Consider the following 24,061-nt stretch of genomic DNA (forward strand, 5'->3'; position numbering starts at 1 on the left):
GATAATCTCTGCATTGGCATCTGTTAAGGTAAAATCTGCAAAGCCATCTGTATCATCATCACATTCTTGTAGAGTTGTTGGCACAACTGCTATTGGCAGTGGATTCACTGTAATCGTAAAGCTTGTGGTCGCAAAACAGATATTACCTGCTTGCGTACTGGTAGCACTTACATATATAGTTTCCGTTGGGTTTGTATTTGAATACATAGCTGGCAACGGATTCACATTCGCATCAGCATCTGCTTGACTTGCGTGGAAGTTGATATTTACATCTGCTGGATTTTGTGTTCCTATAATTGCTGGAATTTGCGTAGAAAAATCAAACGTTTCTACTCCATCATTCGAAGGATCATCACAAACAATTATATCTGCAGGTTGTGCTGCTAACGGCTGATAATCAACACAAATTTCAAAATTAGTCGTATCATAACATGTTGCATTCATTACGTTTGCGATTCTTACATAAATTTGCTCACATGCATTAGTATTATTGTAAGGATCAGGTAATGCATTTGCTCCAGCATCTGCATCTGCTTGCGAAATATGGTATGTTATTACAAATTGAACCGGATTTTGCGTTCCTAATACTTGCATATTGAACGCTGAGAGGTTAAATGTTTCTGTTCCGTCATTAGATGCGTCATCACACACCGTAACATCTGCCACAGCATTTGCAATAGGCAATGCATCAACCACTACGTTAAATTGCGTTGTTGAAACACAGTTTGTTGTGTTATTTTCTACTCTTACTACAATCAAATCTGAAGGATTCACATTTGTATACATCGTAGGAAGTGGATTCGTATTCGCATCAGCATCTGCCTGACTTCCATGGAAAGTAGTCATAAAGTCCGCAGGGTTTTGTGTCCCTAGTATAATTGGTATTTGTGTAGATAAATCGAATATTTCTACTCCGTCATTTGAAGCATCATCACAAACTACCATATCTGGTGCAGTCGTTAATGCTGGTTCTGGATTGAGGATTAAATTGAATGAAGTGATTCCAAAACAAGTTGCATTGTTGTTATCTTGTACTCTTACATAAATATCATCAGTTGGCACAGAACCGTTGGTATATAAACAAGGTAAAGGATTTGCGCTGTTATCAGCATCTGCTTGTGTATCATGATATGTAACTGTATAGTTTGCAGGATCCTGTGTACCTAAAGCTAAAGGTGTTTGCGCACAAAGGTCAAATTGTTCCACACCATCATTGCCAATGTCACACAATACCAAATCAGGCACACCGTTGGCAGTCGTAGTTCCAATATTGATAGTAAATGATTCTGTTTCATAACAATCAATCGCAGTAGTTCCTGTATAGGAGATTCGCACATAAATCACATCTCCATCCGTAGCTGTATACGCTTGTGCTTGCGCATCTGTAAGCGCATTGATTCCTGCATCTGCATCTGCTTGCGATAAGTGATAAGTTACCACCATATCTGTTGTATCTGTAATCGGAGCCAGTACAGGAGCCGTATTCACTGTTAAATCAAATACTTCTGTTGTATTGTTAGAACAGTTTGACAAGTTAGACGGTAACCCATTGTTAATTTCTGGTGTAACGTCAATACATACAGTTTCTGAATAAGTACATCCTAAATCATCTGTTACTTCATACGTATAGCAATGTTGCCCCGGAGTTGTAGGTTGAACTGTAATTACATCTCCTACCGTATTTGTAATAGATGCATCCGGCAACCAAGCTTGCGTTTCAATTACTGGTGTAAATGATTCGTCTGCTGGTAAAATAGATGGATCAAAATCTAAGTTCCAACTAAAAATATATCCATTATCAATCCCAATATTATCTGTAACTCTAATTGTCCAGTTCCCATTAAGAGGACTTCCGATTAAATCGTCAAAACCATTAGAATCTATTGGAAGATATGTTCCTGGCTGCCACGAGTTGTTTGGAGGATTTGAACCTGCAGTAATCGTTGGCGCATTTTGCAAGAATACAGTACCAGATAAAGAGAAACAATAATCTGCTCCCACACCTGGATCATTACTACCATCATCATTAGCTCCTCCAAAATACGTTCCTCCTCCTGCTTGCGTGAATAAATCTGCTTCTTGACCACTAGGACTAATGATTACGATATCTAAATCTCCCGAATAAGAGTGTTCAATATTTAAACATATTTGAAGGATTTGAGATCCTGAAGTAAGTGTTTGTCCTGCATCAAAACAATCAACAGGAATTGAAGTTTCGTACGATACTCCATTCCCGTCAGGTAAAAAAGTTTGCCCACTTACTGGCGGTGTACACTCAACAATGTACGGTGTTGGAGTTACAACTCCTGCAATGTCAGTACTCTCACCAAAACAAATAATATCATCATTTGCTGCTGTACCAGTAAAATCAGGTGTTGTAGAAACTCTGACTACTTGATTTATAAGATTGTCATTTGTACAGTTATTGGTATCCGTAACATTCAAGTTAACAATATACGCTCCAGGGTTTGGAAAGGTATGCGTTACAGATTGTCCCATCGCTGAGTTTCCATCTCCGAAATCCCATTGATATTGTGCTCCTGTTCCATCTGAGGTAAATGTAGCGCTTCCATTAAACGTTACTGAATCTCCTTGACAAATTTCGATGATATTGTTAGCATCTGCTGCTGGCACCGAAGAATCAAGTTGTGAAATAATTGTTTGACAAGGTGTAACACATGATATTGTTGCTGCCCAACCAATATTTACCCCTGCTGCATCTGAAGTAAATTCAATAGTAATACAGCCCGTCGTATTAGAATTGGTCGCAATTACTATTCCTGGTGCTGTAGTTCCTGTAAATGAACCAAACAATGGTGCTGTTGTATCATCACCATCATATATATTCATGAAATCACTCATGTCCTGCAATCCGAACGAAGTAAATTCTAATTGAACTTTATCTCCTGCATTATTAGGACATAAAGTCATGATAAAGTTTTCATTATTTGAATATTGTCCTGCACCATTTCCTCCTGTATCTAGAAATGTACCTTGACAAACATTGAAAGTACCATTTTCAATAATTACATTTTGTGCAAAGCAAAACAGTGGTGCTATAAGTAAAAAGAGAACTATTTTTTTCATCTCTATAGTTTAGTTTTGTAATTTAGGTTGTGGTTTGATAATCAATATATAGTCTGTATTATCTATTTCGTACATTCTGTATGACTGTATATCAAAAAATGCTAGTTTATATTTTAAAGGATTGAAAGTATTGATATTAAAAGTAGCATCATGCTTTAAGTTACTATTATAAGTATCCAACATTCCTTCTGCTGTTATTTTTGGAACTTTTTTCCCTTGTATCTCTGTTTTTTTTGCGATTTCCATTCGCTCGAGAATAAGTTTTTTAAATGATCCGTACAGATTTTGATTGGAAAAGATCAATTTTTGAGCTTGATCTCCATAAACTTCTTTAATGAAGTTATCTACTTGGTGTTCTTTAAAATTGTAACGATTATTTTTAGTTTGTGCGGTAACACAAAAACCTAAAAATAAAAACACCATACATACATAGATTTTACGCATAATAGTCATGATTGTATCTAACATTTTTATTTGAAATGAAGCCGTTAGGGTATGATTAAATGTGCCTCATCTCTTTACAATATATATAACAACAACATCTATGAAAACCCGACATTGTGTTAAAAAATTTATTTTGAATCGGGGAAAATTAAGAAAATTTTGTGATATACATAACTCTTTAACACATTTATTTACGGCAGGTTCCAACGAATCATATTCAATAATTGACTATCTTTGCAATCTTGTTAATTTTTGAGAAAATGCGTGTAATGACACCATCGAATTTTAGACCTAATATTCTGACGAATTACACTACTTTTTCGCATAAAAAAGAAATATATTAGATACATGAAATTAGATAAGGCGCTAGAAGAAGAAATACAAGCCGTTGGAGACGATCACATCATGACTTCTTACGATACTCCTTTGCGTAAAGACGCTTTTGATGTAAGTGACGAAGAAAAGATTCAAAGCATCAAAAAAGACGTAGCCCATATTATGGAAACTTTAGGACTAGATATGACAGACGATAGTCTTAAAGGAACTCCTAATAGAGTTGCTAAGATGTTTGTTAAAGAAATTTTTGGTGGACTACATCCAAATCGAAAACCAACCTCTTCAACATTTGAAAATAAATATAAATATAATGAGATGCTGGTAGAAAAAAATATCACTGTATATTCTACCTGTGAACACCATTTATTACCCATAGTAGGTAGAGCGCATATTGCTTATATTTCTAATGGAACTGTAGTTGGACTTTCTAAAATGAATCGTATAGTAGATTATTACGCAAAAAGACCGCAAGTACAAGAACGCTTAACTATTCAAATTGTAAAAGAACTTCAAAAAGTACTACATACAGAAGATGTAGCCTGCGTTATTGATGCCAAACATTTATGTGTAAATTCTCGTGGAATTAGAGATATAGAAAGTAGTACTGTAACCGCAGAATTTGGTGGAAAATTTAAAAATGAAAAAACTCGCTTAGAATTCCTAGATTATATTAAATTAGATACGAAATTTTAACCAACTAATTTTTTTACCAAAATAACCATGAAATTATACCAAGAACAAGAACTAAAAATATACAATTCCCTCACAAACCAAAAAGAAGTATTTAAACCTATTAATGAAGGTCATGTTGGAATGTATGTATGCGGTCCTACTGTATACAGTAATGTACATTTAGGAAATGTACGCACGTTCATGTCATTTGATATGATTTTTAGGTATTTGACACATCTAGGATACAAAGTACGCTATGTTCGTAATATTACCGATGCAGGGCATTTAGAGAATGATGCTGATGAAGGAGAAGACAGAATTGCTAAAAAAGCACGCTTAGAGCAATTAGAACCTATGGAAATTGTACAACGTTATACCGTTGACTTCCATACAATCTTACAAAAGTTCAACTTCAAGCCACCTAGTATTGAACCTACTGCTACAGGTCATATTATTGAACAAATTGAAATTGTCAAAGAAATCATCAAAAAAGGATTTGCTTACGAAGTAAACGGCTCTGTATATTTTGACGTACTTAAATTCAATGAAACTAATGACTACGGAAAACTTAGCAAGCGTAATGTAGAAGACCTGGTTCATAATACTCGCACACTAGACGGACAAACAGACAAGAAAAACCCTCAAGATTTTGCTCTTTGGAAAAAAGCAGGCGAAAATCACATCATGCGCTGGCCTTCACCTTGGAGTGATGGATTTCCTGGTTGGCACTTAGAATGTACCGCAATGAGCACTAAATATTTAGGAGAACAATTTGACATTCACGGTGGCGGAATGGACTTAAAGTTCCCACATCATGAATGTGAAATTGCTCAAAACGAAGCCGCCAAAGGTACTTCTCCGGTAAACTATTGGATGCATGCCAATATGTTAACACTAAATGGTAAAAAAATGGCAAAATCGACAGGTAACAACATTCTTCCTGGCGAAATTTTTACTGGTAACAGCAAGCATTTATCTAAAGGATTTGCTCCAAGTGTTGCACGTTTCTTTATGATGCAGGCACACTATCGTAGTATTCTTGATTTTAGTAATGATGCCTTATTAGCTTCTGAAAAAGGGTTTAACAAACTCATGGAAGCAATGAAAACTTTGGATGAATTACAACCTTCTGGAGATAAAACTTCATTCAACCTAGCTGTTTGGAAGCGCAATTGTTATGATGCGCTAAATGACGATTTTAATACTCCTATCTTAATTGCAGATTTGTTTGAAGCTGTAAAATATATCAACCAACTAAAAGATGGCAAAGCAACTATCTTAACCGAAGATTTACAGTCTCTAAAAGAAAGTATGCATGCATTTGTTTTTGAAATTCTAGGACTTGAAGAACAAAGTGTTACTTCAGACGATAGTAATACACTCTCTGGTGTAGTTGATTTATTAATCAATTTACGCAATGAAGCACGTGCCAACAAAGATTTTGCTACATCCGATAAAATTCGTGACGAACTTGCTGCTTTAGGCGTACAACTAAAAGATGGAAAAGATGGGACGTCTTTTTCGTTAACTAAATAAACGCATATCAAAAAGATACTAATATATCCTTTTTTACTTATCATTCGTTTCTACCAAACGGCTATTTCTCCATATACTCCTGCAACATGTAGATACTCTCCTACATGCTCACATTACACTGCAGAAGCATTGAAAAAGCATGGATTATTTCGCGGAGGTAAACTTGCAATTAAACGTATTTTAAGTTGCAACCCATTTGGCGGAAGCGGATATGATCCCGTACCAGACGAACTCCCAAAAAAATAACATTCCTTTACCATTTGCGTTCTTTGATTTCCGTTTGGTTTCCCTATATTTACAATTTACAAATACGACCAATTTATGCACCTACTAAGTATCAACTGGAATCCGAGTGAAGTTTTATTGAATTTAGGACCGATTCAAATTAGGTATTACAGTTTAATGTTCATCATTGCTTTTAGTTTAGGTTATTACATTATGACCAAAATTTACAAAGCCGAAGATGTTCCATTAAAGTATTTGGACTCCTTGTTCATGTATACCGTAATCGCAACATTATTAGGTGCACGCTTAGGAGAAGTTTTCTTTTACAATTGGGAATACTATCAAAATCACTTGGTAGAAATTTTATTGCCTATAAAAGAAGATGCTAATGCAAGTCTATTTGGCTTTATTGATGGATATAAATTTACAGGATTTGCTGGCTTGGCAAGTCACGGAGCAGCTATAGGAATTATTACTGCTATGTATCTTTATAGACGCAAATACAAGTACAAATCTTTACTCTGGATTTTGGATCGAATTGTAATCCCTGTTGCCATTGGAGGCGTTTTTGTCCGCATCGGAAACTTTTTCAATTCTGAGATTGTTGGAAAGTATACCAATTCTGACTTCGGAGTTGTATTCCAAGCCAATGGCGATACTTTACCAAGACATCCTGCGCAATTATATGAAGCATTTTGCTATATTTTTGTATTTATCATTTTATGGTATACCTACTGGAAGACTGATAAAAAACACAAGCCTGGCTATATTTTTGGTTTGTTTTTAGTTATGTTATGGACTATTCGCTTCCTTGTAGAGTTTGTAAAAAAAGCGCAAATAGAAGCTCGCGAAGATTGGTTGTTATTAACAGGACAATGGCTAAGTATTCCTTTTATCATCCTAGGTTTTTATTTTATGTTTAGAAAAACAGATACAAATACAACTACTGCTACCTCATGAAAAATATAGCTTTCCTATTAGTTGCTTTGGTAATCTTTTCTTGTGCGAATTCAGATAAAGATAAAAAAATTAAGACTGTTGAATTTACCTTTACCAAAGAAGGTCAGTTGACTCTTTCCAAAGCTAGCGGAAACGACATTATAACACTAGATATTGAATTTGCTGAAACTCCGTACGAGCGCGAAACTGGATTAATGCATCGTTCTTCCATGAAAAACAACCAAGGAATGTTGTTTATATTCTCAGAAGAATACCCAAGAAGCTTCTACATGAAAAACACTTTAATCCCGCTAGATATTATTTATATAGATGCCGATAAAAAAATTGTGAGTTTTCAAGAAAATGCAAAACCTTTAGATGAAACCGGCTTACCTTCAAAGGTTCCAGCAATGTATGTATTGGAAGTTAATGCCGGATTAGCCCAAAAATGGTTACTTGAAATTGGTGATACAATTACTTTTGTAAAAGACGAATCTACACTTTAAAAGTATTGTAAAAATAAACTCTGGATAGGCTGGATATTTTATCCGGACAAATTACTCAACTCATCAGGACGAAAAATAAATTTATCTTGATGTTTTTTATGCTTCTCTAAATATTTTCAAAAGTAGATTGATTTTATAAAAAGAACAATCAACAGCAAGCATTATATTATATTCAAAAGGCTCGAGAAAAAATCCTACTTGGCAGAAACTAATAGATTTAGAAAGAGAGTTATCAAAATAGTAAGGTTTTCCCGTACTTTTTTCTTGTATACGATATGTACCTTTAAATCGTCACTAAACCCACATTTATATGAAAGCTAGAAAACTTAATCGTTTATCACTACAAAAAACAGCAGTTTCAAAACTTACTTCGCATCAACTAACAGGCGGAGTTGCACCAACAACTCACAAAACCAACATTACATGTGGAGGTATTTGTGAAAACTCTGTTATTGTTTGTGACGAAAGATAAAAGATTCTATATAATACAAATAACCATGAAAAAGAGTTTGTATTATAAAAAAAGTGCCACGATATCGTGGCACTTTTTATTTATATACTTTACAATAGTTATTTAAAACTACTACTTAGTTTCTTCTAGTCCTTTATTGATATCTCCTTTTTTTACTGTATCAAACATAATAGGCGTTGCAATGAACATCGAAGAATAAGTACCTACTACAACACCTACAATTAAGGCAAACATAAATCCTCGAATAGATTCTCCACCGAAAATAAAGATTGCTAATAATACTACTAACGTAGTTAGAGATGTATTTAAAGTTCTACTTAATGTACTGTTTAATGCTGAATTTACAACTTTACTAAGCTTCCAATTAGAATTCTCTTCCATAAACTCACGAATTCTATCAAATACAACCACGGTATCGTTTAACGAGTAACCAATTACCGTTAAGATTGCCGCAATAAACGCTTGGTTAATCTCCATAGTAAATGGTAAATATTTCCATGCCAATGAGAAGATACCTAATACGATTAATACATCATGGAATACTGCTACTACAGCACCTAATGAGAATTGCCACTTACGGAAACGCAATAGGATATACAAGAATACTACTACAAGCGAACCTAATACAGCCCAGAAAGAGTCTTTTTTGATATCATCGGCAATCGTAGGACCTACTTTAACAGATTGCATTACACCAATTTGCTTGTCTTCTGCTCCATCCACAAAACGCTCATAAGTCATATCGCTTGGCAAGTATTTCTTTACTCCGTCAAACAACATTTTCTTAATTTCTTCATCAACAGCAGTTCCAGTTTCGTTTACTTTATATTTCGTAGTAATTTTTAACTGATTGTCTTCTCCGAATGTTTTTACTTCTGGAGAGTTTTCACTTCCAAAAATTGCTGTTAAGTCATTCTTTACTTCTTGTGAGCTTACAGTTCCTTCAAAACGAACTTGATAAGAACGTCCTCCAACAAAGTCAACACCTTGGTTTAATCCGTTACCAAAAATGATAGAACCTAAACCAATTGCGATTACAATTCCTGAAATAATGTATGCTATTTTACGCTTCTTTAAGAACTCAACATTCATGTTTCTGAATAAGTTCTTTGTAGCTCCTGTAGCAAAATCTAACGTATTTCCTTTGTCTACATACCAATCAATTAACAATCTTGTAATAAAAATTGCTGTAAATAATGATGTTGCAATACCAATTAATAAAGTTGTAGCAAATCCTTTGATAGGGCCTGTACCGAATAAGAATAAGATTAATGCTGTTAATCCAGTAGTAATGTTAGCATCAAAGATAGACGACATAGCTCCTTTCCAGCTAAATGCGTGTTTGATTGCATCTTTCAACGCTTTTCCATTTGCCAGTTCTTCACGAACTCTCTCAAATAAAAGTACATTTGCATCCACCGACATACCAATTGTTAATACAATACCGGCTATACCAGGAAGAGTTAATACAGCTCCTAAGTTTGCCAATACACCAAATATTAACAAGATGTTGAACGCTAATGCTACATCTGCAAAAAGACCCGCTTTTCCATAGTAAAATATCATCCAAACTAATACCAATCCTAAAGCGATTAAGAACGACATTAATCCGCTATCAATGGCCTCTTGTCCTAACGACGGACCAACAATCTCAGATTGTAAGATGTCTGCTTGAGCTGGTAATTTACCTGCACGTAATACGTTTGCTAAATCCTGCGCTTCTTCTACTGTGAATTGCCCAGAGATTTCAGTATTTCCTCCTGAAATTTTACCACTAGATACTCCTGGAGCAGAGTATACGATGTTATCTAAAACAACCGCAATATTTACTCTTTCGTTGTATACTTCATCCGTTAATTTTTCCCATTGTTTTGCACCAATACCGTTCATTTGCATGTTTACGTTTGGCTTTCCATTGTTTGCATACCCTTGTGCTGCACCATCTACCACATCACCACGCATTTGCGGTACTGCTTCTTTTCCTTTTCTTTCTCCTGCCAACGCATACAAGTCATATACTCCTTGTACATTTTGTTCTTTTCCAAAAGCAAATCGAACATAGCGTAATTCTGCAGGCATTACTTGCTTTAACTCTTCTCTAGCTAATAACTGAAGTACTGCTTCTTTATCTTCTTCTTTAGCACTTCCTATAACACCTCCTGTGTTTCCTCCTGGAATGATGTTAAGTTTGTCAAATAAAGGATTGATTACATTTAATGAATCTTCTTCCGTAGAAGTGATTAACTCCTCCGTTTCATCAGTTTCTTTTTTTGTAGCAAACTCTGGAAGTTCTTTAAGTTTTTGATTCGCCGCAATTAGATATTGTGCTAACTTCGAATTGTCATTGTATGTTTTCCAAAATTCTAACTCTGCAGTAGTTTGTAAAAGTTTTTCAATACGAATTACATCTTTTGCTCCTGGAAGCTCAATTAAGATACGACCTGAAGTTCCCAAACGCTGAATGTTTGGTTGAGTTACTCCAAATTGGTCAATACGCTTACTTAATACTTCTTTTGCCGACACGATAGATTGGTCAACTTTACGACGTAGTACATTTTTAACTACTTCATCTGTAACATTCAATGGATCATCTCCATATTCTTCTTCTAATGATTGCGTAAAGAAGATATTTGGATCTGCCAAGCGCAATCCTTCTGGCTTCAATTCATCAAAAGCTCTAAAGAAAGATTCTACGTAGTCTTCTTGTGCATCTGTTTGTAAAACATCAGCTCTATCTAATGCTTTTCTAAAAGTTTCATCTTGAGAACCATTTGCAAGTCCTATTAAGATGTCTTTTACAGAAATTTGAAGAATCACATTGATTCCTCCTTTAAGGTCAAGACCTTTGTTTAATTCCTTTTCTTTAGCTTCTTCATAAGTGAATGAAGTAAAACCAAAACTAATTGGTTCATGTTTGTTGATAGAATCTAAGTATTCTTTTTCTACTAAACTTCTTCTATCTGAGTTTTCTTTCGTGTCAATACCATCAGCTGGTTTTGGCACTTGCGCTACCGCATATGCTTTTGCATCGTCTTCAATTTTATCTGTGATAAATGTAAACGATAATTGATAAATACTTACCAATCCGAATAAAAGCGCAAATAATTTTACTAATCCTTTGTTTTGCATTATTCAATGTTTTTGGTCAAATTTTTTAAAACGAGCAAATATAGAATTTACACTCGCATTTGACAATTTATTTTTTAGGTGTTTTGATGATGATGTTGTGCCTCATAACTCAACGTTTTGAAAGACATTTTTACCTGTTCTTTTTTAGAACACATAAAGAAACATAGAGAGAATATTTTTTGATAGTTTCTCTACGATTTACTTATGCAAGAGAGATAGGCCCTGCACGAACATCAGGAGTTTCATACGAAGTAGCATCTTTATAGATTGCTTTATAATGAGATACTGTATGTGTTGATATTTTTACATATCCATTAATTTTTGCTATGTATGAATCGTACAGAGCAAATGAATTAGGACTTGGCGATTTGTCATATTCTTTTTGCAATGACAAAATAAATTTGCCTTGCATTCCGATATAAGAATCAGAAGCGGTTTGCAACTCGTACACATCGATTTTATACCCGTCAGTTGTCGCAAATTCATCAATAAGAATTGTGTTAGACGCATTTTTGAACGGAAGTTCTTGAAGCGGAAACTCACTTTCAAATCCGGCATCAACCAATAAAGCTTTAATTGCGGCAACTTCTTGTTGACTATGATAGGCAATTTTTAATGTTTGACTTGATTGCTGACGAACCGTAATATTCTTAACATCAAGCATTTCAAGCTTGCTTTTAATTGCTTGAATGATTTCTTCCGCTTGTAATGGTTGAGTGATTGCATTGGCAAATTGCAACTCAATCTCTTGGTTTTGCGCAGGTGTTTGTTCCTTGTAAAAACCAAGCAGAGTTAGTAATATTATCAGTGCAGAAATGTACTTTTTTGCAATCATCCGCCAAATATAAAAAGAAAGACTGCAATTACGCAGTCTTTTATTGATTTATTTTATACTAAAAGTTTGAAAATGATTATCCTAAAATGACAGCAATATCAACTACTTCCCTTTTTACATACTTTTATAACCTTCAGGCAGAGTAGTATTAAATAGAATGCTAGATACTTTTTATTTTTCGATTTTATGATTTAAAACATTGAAACGCCACTACACTCATAAAAATGTTCTCTATACAATGTACTCATCGTAACTTCGTCATTTAAATAGCCTCCTACTTCTCCATCAATATTTATTAGCCATTGCGATTGCATAATAATTACACATGATTAAGACATTAGGATTGATTTTTCCAGAAATTTCAGATTGCTCTTTTTTATTTAGCTTTTTATGCTTTTGTTCTTTAATAGTTTTTCTAACATCATTCAATCAATTTATAAGTATTATGTTAAAAACACTACTTTTTAGTAAAGTTTTAATTTATAATACTGTTTTTTTCAAATTAGTGAACAACAAAAAACCTCAACAAAATACATGTTGAGGTTTTGTATATATTATTGTGGAAATATTATAATTCTAATAATCCGTTTGTCTTCTTAACTCCTTCTGCACTTTCAGCTAAATGCGCTTTTTCTGCATCACTTAAATTAATTTCTACAATCTTCTCGATTCCATTTTTTCCTAAAATTACAGGAACTCCGATACATAAATCATTTAAACCGTATTCACCTTCTAATAGCGCTGAACATGGATACATTTTTTGCAAATCACAAGCAATAGCTTGTACCAATCCAGAAACAGCTGCTCCAGGTGCATACCAAGCAGAAGTTCCAAGCAATTTAGTTAATGTTGCTCCTCCTACTTTGGTATCTTCTTTTACTTGATTTAAACGCTCTTCAGATAAAAACTCAGATACTTTTACACTGTTACGTGTTGCATGAGCCGTTAATGGCACCATTCCTTTATCACTGTGTCCTCCAATTACCATTCCGTCAACATCAGAAATTGGAGCTCCTAAAGCTTCTGCCAATCGGTATTTGAAACGAGCACTATCTAACGCTCCTCCCATACCAATAATTTTATTCTTTGGCAATCCTGTTGTTTTATGAACTAAATAAGTCATTGTATCCATTGGATTACTTACAACGATAATGATTGTGTTTGGAGAGTGCTCTATTAAACTAGAAGAAACTGTTTTTACAATTCCAGCGTTAATTCCAATTAACTCTTCACGTGTCATTCCTGGTTTTCTAGGAATTCCAGAAGTAATCACACAAATATCGCTACCAGCTGTTTTAGAGTAGTCGTTAGTGCTTCCAGTAATTTTGGTGTCAAAACCATTTAGAGAAGCCGTTTGCATCAAGTCCATCGCTTTTCCTTCAGCAAAACCTTCTTTAATATCTAATAAAACGACTTCCGAAGCAAAATTTTTGATAGCAATATATTCTGCACAACTAGCACCTACTGCTCCTGCTCCTACAACTGTAACTTTCATATTTTTAATGTTTTTTATGTATTGTTTATTGGCTGCAAAAGTACAAATTAATCTGCTTTTTAGAAAAGAACTAGTACTTAAATTATCCTTAAAAAGAAAAGTTCAATCCTAAACTTGCACTATCAAAATCTCCTATTGTGTAATCAGCATTTAGACTGAAAAAACCAAGTTTTAGATTGGCTCCAAGTGTTCCTCTTACAGCAGATATGTCACGCTCAACAGAGAAAGGATCTGTAATTGTTTGAGAAAACACAACTCCGTTAGTAACCGTATATGAACCCAGTAAATCGGTTGTAGCATCTCCTGTAATATACCCTAGCCCTCCATAGAAATTGATTACTTTGAACTTAGTTCCTACTATAAGCTGAAATAGCAAGGTATTGACATCTGTTTCTACTCGTTGATTATCTCCTTGAATCCCCGTTTGATCAGTAAAATCATAACTTGCGTCTAAATGTGAATAAGCAATAAGACCTGAAATAGCCACAGGAATAGTTTTTTCTGCCGGCAACCAAGAGGTAAATTCTTGTTGAATGCCAAAACCATACGTACTAAAATCCACATCTTCCGTATCAATTTTTGGAAAAAAGCGCCCTTTTAATTGAGTTCCGCGAAATGGAGAGAAACTTGCTTGCACAAAGGCCGTTGGAACAATACTAACTCCTTCTGAGCCAATACCTGTTGGCAGTGTTAATTCTACTTCTTGATTTCCAAATATTGGATCGTCATAAGTCACAATTACAGTAACATCAGGATTATTATCTCCTAGAGCCGTAGCCACCATTTTGGAAGGACTATTGTCTGGAAAACGTATATTTTCATAGTCCGCTACATTGAGTTGAAATGATTCTTTTTCTTCATTACTAAACACTCCATTTGCAATAAGTGAAATTTCAAAACCATATTTTTTAGGCGCATTTGCCGTGTTAAACCAACCTGCATTGATTCCAAATGCCAACGCATCAGAAGCAGGTGCAATATAATCTGTAGTAAATCTTTTAGCATCTTCCACACCGGCGGCCAAAAGTTCATTGATGTTTTCTTGAGCATTTACAAAAGCCATTGTAAATACAGACATAAGTAGGATACCTTTATTTTTCATTGGGTTACGTTTTTTATTGAATAAATGTACAAAATTATGAGAGCAATAGATAGCTCAAATCATTTTAAAGTTGTCGTAAAAAAAAACAACTACGCATATAATATACGTAGTTGTTTGTATGTCCGTTTTATATTTTTAGAGATTTATCTAAGCATCAATGTTTGCATAGACTGCATTTTTCTCAATAAATTCTCTACGTGGTGGCACTTCATCTCCCATTAACATGGAGAATACGCGATCTGCTTCTCCACCATTATCAATCATTACTTTGCGCAACGTTCTATATTCTGGATTCATTGTTGTATCCCACAGCTGCTCTGCGTTCATTTCCCCAAGACCTTTGTAACGTTGAATATTAGCTCCTTGCCCAAGTTCTTCAATGATAACATCACGTTCTTTATCATTCCAAGCATATTTACGCTTAGCTCCTTTTTTCACTAAATATAGCGGTGGAGCTGCGATATATACGTGTCCATTTTCAATTAGTTCTTTCATATATCTAAAGAAAAACGTCAAAATTAGAGTTGCAATATGCGAACCATCGACATCTGCATCACACATAATCACAATTTTATGATAACGTAATTTTGAAAGATTCAATGCTTTACTATCTTCTTCTGTTCCAATGGTTACTCCTAAGGCTGTAAATATATTTTTGATTTCTTCGTTCTCAAAAACTTTATGCTGCATTGCCTTTTCTACATTCAATATTTTTCCTCGTAAAGGTAATATAGCTTGAAAGTTTCTATCACGTCCTTGCTTGGCTGTTCCACCTGCCGAATCACCCTCCACAAGGAATACTTCACATTTTGCAGGATCTTGTTCTGAACAGTCACTTAATTTTCCAGGCAATCCACCGATACTCATTACCGTTTTTCGCTGAACCATTTCACGCGCTTTTTGTGCTGCATGACGTGCTTGTGCTGCCAAAATTACTTTCTGTACGATTGTTTTGGCATCATCTGGATGTTCTTCTAGGTAATCGGTAAGCATTTCAGATACTGCCTGACTTACAGATGCTGATACTTCACGGTTTCCTAATTTTGTTTTGGTTTGTCCTTCAAATTGAGGTTCAGCTACTTTTACAGAGATAATTGCCGTTAGTCCTTCTCGGAAATCATCTCCTGATATATCAAACTTTAACTTGTCTAACATTCCTGAAGTTTCCGCGTATTTTTTTAGAGTATGCGTTAATCCTCTACGGAATCCTGACAAATGAGTTCCTCCTTCATGCGTGTTAATGTTGTTTACATATGAGTGTAAGTTTTCCGCATACGAAGTATTGTAAGTCATCGCTACCTCGACAGGAATTCCATTTTTGTCACCTTCAAAAGCAACAACATCCGCAATGATTTGCTCACGATTTCCATCTAAGTACTTGATAAATTCTTTCAATCCTTCTTCAGAGTAGAATACTTCTTGAATAAATTCACCTTTATCATCTTTGTTACGCATATCTGTCAAGGTAATTGTAATTCCTTTATTTAGATATGCTAATTCACGCATACGATTGGCAAGTGTTTCATAGTTATATTCTAGCGTCTGCGTAAAAATTGTCGCATCTGGCTTAAAAGTAACTACCGTACCATTTTTATCGGAATCGCCCGTGGCTTTTACAGGATATAATGGTTTTCCTCGTTCATATTCTTGTTCCCAAGTTTTTCCTTCTCTAAAAACAGTCGCCTTTAGGTGATCTGATAGTGCATTCACACAACTTACACCTACTCCGTGTAATCCTCCAGATACTTTATACGAATCTTTATCAAATTTTCCACCAGCTCCAATCTTTGTCATTACAACTTCCAATGCAGAAACTCCTTCTTTTTGATGGATTCCTACTGGGATACCACGACCATTATCTTCTACTGTAATAGAGTTGTTTTCGTTAATTATAACACTGATGGTATCACAATGTCCTGCCAACGCTTCATCGATAGAGTTATCCACTACTTCATACACCAAGTGGTGCAATCCGCGTACACCTACATCACCAATATACATGGACGGACGCATGCGCACGTGCTCCATTCCTTCTAACGCCTGAATACTATCGGCTGAATATTGTTTTTTTGCTTCTTCGCTCATAAATATTCTCCTTAAATTTTATAGTTTTGGAACTGACTGTTTCGTTCCGATTCATGTTGTAGTTATATAACAAATATACTATTTCATGAATTGATTTTTAAACAGTTTTAAGCAGTTTTTTATATAGTTATCAACATTTAACGTTTTTTACTAAAAATTGCTTAGAATAGCTAAAAATAAGCGTAACGGCATTTTTGATATTTTTTTTTCTTTGCGACTGATTCATTTTTAAAAGAATTCGGCAGAAGCGATTTAAATGCTTTTTATTTTATCGTAAAAGACTTACAAAAGTAGTATTCAATGTCAAGTAAGCTTCTTATGAGAGCGTATTTTTACAAAGAAAGACGTTTCTTTATTTTCTAAAATATATAAGTGATTTTGGGCACTAACGCCAAACCTCCAATATTTTCTCTAACAGCTCCTTCCACTTTGTAGGGAGCATAGTTCAAGCTCATTCCGATAATAAATTTAGTTCCTTTATTAAAAGTATGTGTATATTCAAACCCTGGACTGAATAATATTGCGGTTATTGTTTCGTATTTTTCTTCACCTTCTTCTCCACTATAAAAAGGATTTCGAGCATCGGTTGTAATGGCTGAAGCTCCCACTCCAATCTTGACATCTAGAATTGATGTATTTGTTTCGGTAAGTGTTTTTTTGAAATCTACTGTAAAATTGAGCATCATTGTACTTTTTACTTGAATTGTATCTATTGTTCTTCTGTAGAGGAAATCGTCTTTTTGATTTGGAACTACTACCTGAAGTGTCATTCCTATTGCCTTTTTCCGCTTTAACGGAAGATGTCCACTAATTTCAAAGAATGGTGCTGTTCCAAAGTAAGTACTCAGATTTCCTTGAGGCATAAAAATACCTCCTCCCAAAGAAAGTGTTGCCTTGTCAAACAAGTTCGAGTTACTTGTATCGCTCTGCGCCAAAACACTGCTGGCACATAATAGAATGATAAAACTGATAAATAGTGACCTCATACTGATTTCTTTTTATGTTATTTTCAAATGTATTGTGAATTACACATTACATATAGATAAAAACACGAAATCAGTTTTTATTTTTTGCGATTTTCGCAAAATTAAATCAAGTTACTTCCTGCTCCATTTTTATTTGGAAAGATTATGTTTCCTTCTTGAAATGTTACGCCTGTTGCTATGTCTTCTTGAAGTAGTAAAGCTCCATCTGCATCTATGTAATCTAATAGTGGTGCTAATTGGGTTATATTAGAAATACCTATTGTAGATTCTGTCATACAACCTGCCATAACTTTTACTCCTGCCATTTTAGCTTGATGTATCATTTGCAAAGCAGGTGTAATTCCTCCACATTTCATGAGTTTGATATTGATTCCATGAAAAGTTTTTATACATTTTGAAACATCTACTAATTTTTGACAACTTTCATCTGCGATGATTGGCAAGACAGATTTTTCTTTTACAATTTGCATTCCGCTCCAATTATCGGCATGTAAAGGTTGCTCTATGAATTCTACATTTAATTTTTGTAAAATCTTGGCATTATGCAACGTTTCTTCTACTGTCCAGGCGCAATTGGCATCTACACGAAATATAGCATTTGTAACTGTACGCAGTGAGCGAATGATATCGAGATCGTTCTGTGTTCCTAGTTTGATTTTGTAAATTGGCCAAGGCGTTTGCTTTATTTTTGACTTCATTACTTCTATAGAATCTATTCCAATAGTGTAATTTGTTTTAGGAAGTGATTGATTGTGATTACTCCAAAACTCACGAAGCGTTTTTTTTTGTTGGCGTGCATATAAATCCCAGTATGCACAATCAATAGCGCAAAGTGCAAAATAATTATCGGCAAGTTCTGGTTCAATATTTTTCCACAACTCTTCGGGATGAATTGTTGCATTGACACGCTCAATAATTGGCTTTATTTTCTCTATAGATTTTTTTAATCGCTCTACAGAACTATCATAGTAAGGGTTTACTGTTGCTTCTCCATACCCTGTGTTTTTTCCATCAGAAATGGACACTACCATGGTTTTTTGCGTTGTAACCGTGTATCTAGAAATCGTAAATGGATTTTTTAACGATAGTTCAAAAAAATGTGCTGATAGCTTCATTTTTTAAAGATACATATCCGCTTTTAGTTTTCACAGGAAAGAAATAGGTTCTTTTTAGTTTTCTTTAGAAAAGTGAGTATCTAGAAGTTCTTTCAAAGTATTTTCAGTAACAATATCCAAATACTTTTCTTTTTTTCCTTCCAAAATAAATTTGACCGTAGGACAGTATTCTACATCAAAATATGCATGGGGTCTATCATCCACCAGAAGCACAAAAACAGGTTCATATTTGCACTTTCTTGCTAAAGGCACATAATTATCCTTGTTTTTGAATTCTTTTAGAAATGCAGTACGTTTTTCTCCTGTTAACTCTTTTTGCTGCACAACTTCTCTTCGCTCATAGTATGTTTTGTCTTTCTTTTGTTCGTCTGCCGAATAAACTTCTTCGCTTAACAGTCCTATGGTAATTGTTTCCGAATCATTAATTTCAAATACATCTTTCATTTCACTACACGAATTGATGACTAAAGCTATGATTAATAAGGTGATTTTTTTCATTTTTTCTTAGTTATACGTTATAGTATTGCTATTAAAGCCTGACTGACCGTACTTGCCATTTTGATTACGTTGATAGCGAGTACTATTTTTTGCATCCGTGTAAGCTCTATTAAACAAATTATTCCATGAACCTGTATTGCTATTTACTTTACTAGCTTCTTTTGCAAAAGAATTAATGAAAGCATTGGTAAAATGTCCATTACCCATCGTACCATTGGCATTTGTCATACAGTACGACCATTCGCCCTTACTCGAGGATGTTGATATCAGTGAGCCTCTTGATCGTAAAAACAAGCGTTTTAATTTAGCTTCATCAAACAAAAATCCAGATTTGAACGGAATTTCCTCAGATCGTGTTGTACCATTTCGAGAACGAGGAATAGAGTTGCAAAGGTCTCCAACAGTTATGTTTAAGCGTGCCCCTTTTTGTTTGATGAATTTATGAATACTTTCCAGTCCTAAATCTGTTCCGTCCAAGCTCATGTTTGGAAAACGATTGTATTGTGAAATATCATTGTAACCGTGTCCTGAATAGTAAAATATTACAACATCGTTTGATTTGATTTCTAAGCTATTGATTTTTGAAATGATACTATTTTTATCAAAAGTATTACCGTATAGTTTATTGATACTATATTTCACATTGATTTCACGGGCTGCTTTTTCAAACAGATTAGATACATCATTTAGGTCTTGTTGTACACTTGCACCAATTTTAGGATCTTTGGTATCAGCAACCATGATAAGATGCAATTTTACATTTTTATTATTCCCTGTAGAAGTGTTGGTAGAAGTACTAGTTCCTTCAGACGTACCGGTAACGGTTCCTCCACTATCTGTAAGTTTTGTACAAGTAATATTGGTAACCCAAGAACCGTATTCAGCATCTGATTTTTTAAGTTTTCTAAACCCATATTTTTTTCCTTTATAGGTTCGCATATTGTCTTTATCACTCCAAACCGATTTTCCATCAGTTGATTTGGCGTAATAGTAAAAAATACGGTTTGGTGAATCTTCTACATATACTGTTTTATTGGGCTGAATTGTCCACCAACCTTTTGATGTCCAATTGTCATTAAAATCCAAATATCGAATTAAAACCTTAATTGGTTTTATACACTTATTTTTGAATTTTAATCGGTAATAAGATTCGTTAGAACTTGAACTTGAGCTATAATCTGAGCTACTACTAGTGGTGCTTACATTGGTAGTGCTTGAAGAATTTGTAACTAAACTAGTGTACGTGGTATACTCTGGTTCGTTTTTCCAATAATAACTATTGATATATGCAGAGGTAAAATCTTTAGAGGGATCTAATTTTTTAAATTTTGCATCCTTTATATTATCTAGCTTACCATCTTTTAGGTCTTGATCATCGTACGTGTATAGCTTTTCAAATTTATTTTGCGAATTGATATTTTTAAACACAAAATTATCTGCAGAATACCCTGTTTTACTTCCTTTGGAAGAGTAGACCATTTCTGCATCTTTTCCATCAAAAATAAAATATTTTTCTCCTTCTTCATTATAGTGGTAACTTCCTGTACATTTATATTTTGCCACTTTATACTCACCATCGGTCATGGTATATTTTACACGTACTTTAATGTTTTCTTTTTCAAAGAATTCAACCAAAGCCGTATATACAACACCATTATCACCTTTCCATTCGATCTCGTAAAAATTCTGTGAAATACACCATTGAACACTACAAATAAATGCTAAAAGAGTGAGTATTTTTTTCATAATTCTGATTGTTTTAAGGCAGCCTCTTTAGACTTATACTTTAGGTCTTTAATTTTCAATATTCTAATAAGTTAGATAGTATTTTCGGGGAATGAATAAATATACAATTTTTATTTTATTTAAGATTATACACATATGTAGGTATTTGCATTTAAAGTGTACTTTATAAAAAAAGTGCTTTACAAGAATGTAAAGCACTTTTAGTGTAAGTATAACTAAGAAATATAGGTACTAGTAAGCTTCCTCATGCACATTTGCAACCGCTCTACCTGATGGATCGTTCATATTTTTGAATGATTCATCCCACTCTAAAGCCGTTACAGAACTGCAGGCTACAGAAGGCACTGAAGGCACTGTGAGTGAAGCCGTTTCTGATGGAAAATGCTCTTCAAAAATAGTTCTATAATAATATTCTTCTTTAGCTCTTGGTGTTTGAATTGGGAAACGATATTTTGCATTTGCTAATTGCTCATCAGAAACTTCGCTTTCTACCAATTCTTTTAAAGTATCAATCCAGTTGTACCCTACACCGTCACTAAATTGTTCTTTTTGTCTCCACGCTACACTTTCTGGCAAATATGACTCAAAAGCTTTTCGTAACACCCATTTTTCCATACGCTCACCATTAATCATTTTATCTTGTGGATTGATACGCATTGCAACATCCATAAATTCTTTATCTAAGAATGGAACACGACCTTCAATTCCCCAAGCAGCAAGTGACTTGTTGGCACGCAAACAGTCATATTGATATAATTTATCTAGCTTACGAACAGTTTCTTTATGTAATTCTTCCGCATTTGGAGCTTTATGGAAATATAGATATCCTCCAAAAATTTCATCAGAACCTTCTCCAGATAACACCATTTTAATTCCCATAGATTTGATTACTCTAGCCATTAAATACATTGGCGTAGAAGCTCTCACCGTAGTAATATCATACGTTTCTAAATGATATATTACATCTTTAATAGCGTCTAATCCTTCTTGAATTGTAAACGTAATTTCATGATGAACAGTTCCAATATGATCTGCAACTTTTCTAGCTGCAGCCAAATCAGGAGAACCTTCAAGTCCTATAGAGAATGAGTGCAATTGTGGCCACCAAGCTTCTGTTGTATCGTCAGATTCAATACGCATTTGCGCATATTTTTTAGCGACTGCTGAAGTAATAGAAGAATCTAACCCACCTGAAAGCAATACTCCATATGGCACATCCGACATTAATTGTCTGTGAATAGCAGCTTCTAATGCTTCACGTAGTTCATCGATACTTGTTTGATTATTTTTTACTGCTTCATAATCCATCCAATCACGTTGGTACCATTGTTTTAATTCTCCTTCAACACTATCTAAATAATATCCTGGAGGAAAAACTTCGATTTTACTACATACACCTTCCAAAGCTTTCAATTCTGAAGCAACATAAAAAGTTCCGTGTTTGTCCCAACCCATATATAAAGGAATGATACCCATGTGGTCTCTTGCTACTAAATATCGATCTTGTTTTTCATCATATAAAGCAAATCCAAAAATCCCATTAAGATCGTCTAAAAATGTACTTCCTTTCTCTTGGTATAGTGCTAAAATCACTTCACAATCTGATTGTGTTTGAAATTTGTACTTTCCTTCAAATTGTTTACGAAGCTGTCTATGATTATAGATTTCACCATTTGCAGCCAAGATTAATTGTTTGTCTTCACTAAACAAAGGTTGTTTTCCCGAAGCTGGATCAACAATTGCCAAACGCTCATGTGCTAAAATAGCTTTATCATTGCTATAAATTCCACTCCAATCCGGACCTCTATGACGGATTTTTTTTGACATTTCTAATAATTGAGGTCTCAACGCTTCTGCTTTTTCTTTCAAATCGAAAGCACATACAATTCCACACATACTATTTCTTTTTTTCTTTTGTTATAAATTACGTTACAAATATGATTTTTAACTTTCATATTAAAAACATAAAATCAATTTATGATTACATTTTAAAACTATAAAAACTGATTTTAATTATTTTTAAAACTTTTTAAGTCAAAAAACACTTATAAACTTTAGATGTGTAAAAGTAATTTAGAAGTAATTCGTTTTCATTACACTAATTAGTAGTTTCATGGTAATTTTCCGTGTATTGGTTTTTAAATACTTAAAGAAGTATGGTTATTCCTTACTTTTTTAACCGAACATTATTCTTCTTAGAAAATAATTTTAACATCTTAAACAAAAGTTTAACAAAATGCTAAGAAGAAGTTTTAGTACATTTATATCGAAAAATTTGCACTATGAAAAAGCACTTCTTTGCTACAGGACTACTTATTATCATTATGTTATTTACTGTAAATGTTTCTGCTCAAAAATTTAGCGACATTGACAAAAGCCCACATGATATTAGTTATTATAAAGCAAAACGAAATGCTCCTCCAGTAATTAAAGTTTTGTATGGAAGACCTCAAAAAAAAGGACGCCGTATTTTTGGAAACTTAGTACCGTATGACAAAGTATGGAGAACTGGAGCAAATGAAGCTACGGAAATTACATTTTTTCAAGATGTAAAATTAGGAAATCAAGAAATTAAAGCAGGAACTTATACATTGTTTACGATTCCTGGTAAAGATACATGGACTATTATTATTAACTCGGATACTGATATTTGGGGATCTTATTACTACAATAAAGAAAAAGATGTTGCCCGATTAGAGGTTCCTGTAAAAGACTCGGAGGCAATTGAATATTTTTCAATTGCATTCACAAAAGAAACTGATGGTGCACGCATGATACTAGCATGGGACAATATTAGTGTTGCGGTACCGTTTAGTTTTTAATTATTCTTTATTTATTGTTATTATTGGTTAT

General features: G+C 34.1%; 20 protein-coding genes. 7 read left to right on the forward strand and 13 right to left on the reverse strand.

Annotated features, from left to right (window positions below):
* Positions 1 to 3,087: PKD domain-containing protein (locus tag AA088_RS17675; protein ID WP_052752860.1), on the reverse strand; the 3,087-nt coding region annotated here is incomplete at its 3' end.
* A 9-nt stretch (positions 3,088 to 3,096) separates the two neighbouring features.
* Positions 3,097 to 3,555: a hypothetical protein gene (locus AA088_RS10425; RefSeq protein WP_046744953.1), complete on the reverse strand. Its 459-nt coding sequence runs from the start codon at positions 3,553 to 3,555 to the stop codon at positions 3,097 to 3,099.
* A gap of 324 nt (positions 3,556 to 3,879) precedes the next feature.
* On the opposite strand from AA088_RS10425, the gene folE reads away from it, so the two are divergent.
* From folE to AA088_RS18340, 6 genes are all read left to right on the forward strand, one after another.
* Positions 3,880 to 4,560, forward strand: coding sequence for a GTP cyclohydrolase I FolE (gene folE / locus AA088_RS10430; protein WP_046744954.1), 681 nt, complete (start codon positions 3,880 to 3,882; stop codon positions 4,558 to 4,560).
* A gap of 27 nt (positions 4,561 to 4,587) precedes the next feature.
* Positions 4,588 to 6,075 (forward strand): cysteine--tRNA ligase, encoded by a 1,488-nt coding sequence (gene cysS / locus AA088_RS10435; protein ID WP_046744955.1) that lies wholly within the window; start codon positions 4,588 to 4,590, stop codon positions 6,073 to 6,075.
* A gap of 6 nt (positions 6,076 to 6,081) precedes the next feature.
* Positions 6,082 to 6,321: a membrane protein insertion efficiency factor YidD gene (yidD, locus tag AA088_RS18010; RefSeq protein WP_082106700.1), complete on the forward strand. Its 240-nt coding sequence runs from the start codon at positions 6,082 to 6,084 to the stop codon at positions 6,319 to 6,321.
* Positions 6,322 to 6,396: 75 nt separating this feature from the next.
* Complete coding sequence (lgt, locus tag AA088_RS10440; protein WP_046744956.1) at positions 6,397 to 7,260, forward strand: prolipoprotein diacylglyceryl transferase; 864 nt, start codon at positions 6,397 to 6,399, stop codon at positions 7,258 to 7,260.
* Positions 7,257 to 7,745 (forward strand): DUF192 domain-containing protein, encoded by a 489-nt coding sequence (locus AA088_RS10445; RefSeq protein ID WP_046744957.1) that lies wholly within the window; start codon positions 7,257 to 7,259, stop codon positions 7,743 to 7,745. The genes lgt and AA088_RS10445 overlap by 4 nt, the downstream gene beginning before the upstream one ends.
* 310 nt (positions 7,746 to 8,055) lie before the next feature.
* Entirely contained in the window at positions 8,056 to 8,217 is a 162-nt protein-coding gene (locus tag AA088_RS18340) for a class I lanthipeptide (protein WP_157547145.1), read from the forward strand.
* A 111-nt stretch (positions 8,218 to 8,328) separates the two neighbouring features.
* Here AA088_RS18340 and secDF read toward each other — a convergent pair whose 3' ends face one another.
* The 11 genes from secDF to asnB form a co-directional block, all read right to left on the reverse strand.
* Entirely contained in the window at positions 8,329 to 11,346 is a 3,018-nt protein-coding gene (secDF, locus tag AA088_RS10450) for a protein translocase subunit SecDF (RefSeq protein WP_046744958.1), read from the reverse strand.
* 202 nt (positions 11,347 to 11,548) lie between these two features.
* On the reverse strand, positions 11,549 to 12,181 hold the full coding sequence (locus tag AA088_RS10455) for a hypothetical protein (protein ID WP_046744959.1): 633 nt from the start codon (positions 12,179 to 12,181) through the stop codon (positions 11,549 to 11,551).
* Positions 12,182 to 12,372: 191 nt separating this feature from the next.
* Positions 12,373 to 12,495: a hypothetical protein gene (locus AA088_RS18780; protein ID WP_262494934.1), complete on the reverse strand. Its 123-nt coding sequence runs from the start codon at positions 12,493 to 12,495 to the stop codon at positions 12,373 to 12,375.
* 254 nt (positions 12,496 to 12,749) lie between these two features.
* Positions 12,750 to 13,676: a malate dehydrogenase gene (gene mdh / locus AA088_RS10460; protein WP_046744960.1), complete on the reverse strand. Its 927-nt coding sequence runs from the start codon at positions 13,674 to 13,676 to the stop codon at positions 12,750 to 12,752.
* Between the two features lie 88 nt (positions 13,677 to 13,764).
* Positions 13,765 to 14,778 (reverse strand): DUF6588 family protein, encoded by a 1,014-nt coding sequence (locus AA088_RS10465; protein ID WP_046744961.1) that lies wholly within the window; start codon positions 14,776 to 14,778, stop codon positions 13,765 to 13,767.
* Positions 14,779 to 14,925: 147 nt separating this feature from the next.
* Positions 14,926 to 16,863 (reverse strand): DNA topoisomerase (ATP-hydrolyzing) subunit B, encoded by a 1,938-nt coding sequence (gene gyrB, locus AA088_RS10470; RefSeq protein WP_046744962.1) that lies wholly within the window; start codon positions 16,861 to 16,863, stop codon positions 14,926 to 14,928.
* Between the two features lie 359 nt (positions 16,864 to 17,222).
* Positions 17,223 to 17,849, reverse strand: coding sequence for a hypothetical protein (locus tag AA088_RS10475; protein ID WP_157547146.1), 627 nt, complete (start codon positions 17,847 to 17,849; stop codon positions 17,223 to 17,225).
* A 101-nt stretch (positions 17,850 to 17,950) separates the two neighbouring features.
* Positions 17,951 to 18,964: a dipeptide epimerase gene (locus AA088_RS10480; protein WP_046744964.1), complete on the reverse strand. Its 1,014-nt coding sequence runs from the start codon at positions 18,962 to 18,964 to the stop codon at positions 17,951 to 17,953.
* 54 nt (positions 18,965 to 19,018) lie between these two features.
* Positions 19,019 to 19,462 (reverse strand): hypothetical protein, encoded by a 444-nt coding sequence (locus tag AA088_RS10485; protein ID WP_046744965.1) that lies wholly within the window; start codon positions 19,460 to 19,462, stop codon positions 19,019 to 19,021.
* 6 nt (positions 19,463 to 19,468) lie between these two features.
* A complete protein-coding gene (locus AA088_RS10490; RefSeq protein ID WP_046744966.1) occupies positions 19,469 to 21,208 on the reverse strand; it encodes a DUF1036 domain-containing protein in 1,740 nt (579 codons plus the stop codon).
* Positions 21,209 to 21,439: 231 nt separating this feature from the next.
* Positions 21,440 to 23,104, reverse strand: coding sequence for an asparagine synthase B (gene asnB, locus AA088_RS10495; RefSeq protein WP_046744967.1), 1,665 nt, complete (start codon positions 23,102 to 23,104; stop codon positions 21,440 to 21,442).
* A 386-nt stretch (positions 23,105 to 23,490) separates the two neighbouring features.
* Between asnB and AA088_RS10500 the strand changes: the two genes are divergently transcribed.
* Positions 23,491 to 24,030, forward strand: coding sequence for a DUF2911 domain-containing protein (locus tag AA088_RS10500; protein ID WP_046744968.1), 540 nt, complete (start codon positions 23,491 to 23,493; stop codon positions 24,028 to 24,030).
* The last annotated feature ends 31 nt before the right edge of the window (positions 24,031 to 24,061 follow it).

This window comes from Kordia zhangzhouensis (genome assembly GCF_001005305.1).
Lineage (GTDB): Bacteria > Bacteroidota > Bacteroidia > Flavobacteriales > Flavobacteriaceae > Kordia > Kordia zhangzhouensis.

Excerpts from the sequence above, each read along its gene's own strand:
- AA088_RS10425 (WP_046744953.1), bottom strand. The coding sequence starts at position 3,555 with ATGTTAGATACAATCATGACTATTATGCGTAAAATCTATGTATGTATG.
- cysS (WP_046744955.1), top strand. The coding sequence starts at position 4,588 with ATGAAATTATACCAAGAACAAGAACTAAAAATATACAATTCCCTCACA.
- lgt (WP_046744956.1), top strand. The coding sequence starts at position 6,397 with ATGCACCTACTAAGTATCAACTGGAATCCGAGTGAAGTTTTATTGAAT.
- AA088_RS10445 (WP_046744957.1), top strand. The coding sequence starts at position 7,257 with ATGAAAAATATAGCTTTCCTATTAGTTGCTTTGGTAATCTTTTCTTGT.
- AA088_RS18780 (WP_262494934.1), bottom strand. The coding sequence starts at position 12,495 with ATGCAATCGCAATGGCTAATAAATATTGATGGAGAAGTAGGAGGCTAT.
- mdh (WP_046744960.1), bottom strand. The coding sequence starts at position 13,676 with ATGAAAGTTACAGTTGTAGGAGCAGGAGCAGTAGGTGCTAGTTGTGCA.
- AA088_RS10465 (WP_046744961.1), bottom strand. The coding sequence starts at position 14,778 with ATGAAAAATAAAGGTATCCTACTTATGTCTGTATTTACAATGGCTTTT.
- AA088_RS10490 (WP_046744966.1), bottom strand. The coding sequence starts at position 21,208 with ATGAAAAAAATACTCACTCTTTTAGCATTTATTTGTAGTGTTCAATGG.
- AA088_RS18340 (WP_157547145.1), top strand. The coding sequence starts at position 8,056 with ATGAAAGCTAGAAAACTTAATCGTTTATCACTACAAAAAACAGCAGTT.
- asnB (WP_046744967.1), bottom strand. The coding sequence starts at position 23,104 with ATGTGTGGAATTGTATGTGCTTTCGATTTGAAAGAAAAAGCAGAAGCG.
- secDF (WP_046744958.1), bottom strand. The coding sequence starts at position 11,346 with ATGCAAAACAAAGGATTAGTAAAATTATTTGCGCTTTTATTCGGATTG.
- AA088_RS10500 (WP_046744968.1), top strand. The coding sequence starts at position 23,491 with ATGAAAAAGCACTTCTTTGCTACAGGACTACTTATTATCATTATGTTA.
- AA088_RS10485 (WP_046744965.1), bottom strand. The coding sequence starts at position 19,462 with ATGAAAAAAATCACCTTATTAATCATAGCTTTAGTCATCAATTCGTGT.
- gyrB (WP_046744962.1), bottom strand. The coding sequence starts at position 16,863 with ATGAGCGAAGAAGCAAAAAAACAATATTCAGCCGATAGTATTCAGGCG.
- AA088_RS10475 (WP_157547146.1), bottom strand. The coding sequence starts at position 17,849 with ATGAGGTCACTATTTATCAGTTTTATCATTCTATTATGTGCCAGCAGT.
- folE (WP_046744954.1), top strand. The coding sequence starts at position 3,880 with ATGAAATTAGATAAGGCGCTAGAAGAAGAAATACAAGCCGTTGGAGAC.
- AA088_RS10480 (WP_046744964.1), bottom strand. The coding sequence starts at position 18,964 with ATGAAGCTATCAGCACATTTTTTTGAACTATCGTTAAAAAATCCATTT.
- AA088_RS10455 (WP_046744959.1), bottom strand. The coding sequence starts at position 12,181 with ATGATTGCAAAAAAGTACATTTCTGCACTGATAATATTACTAACTCTG.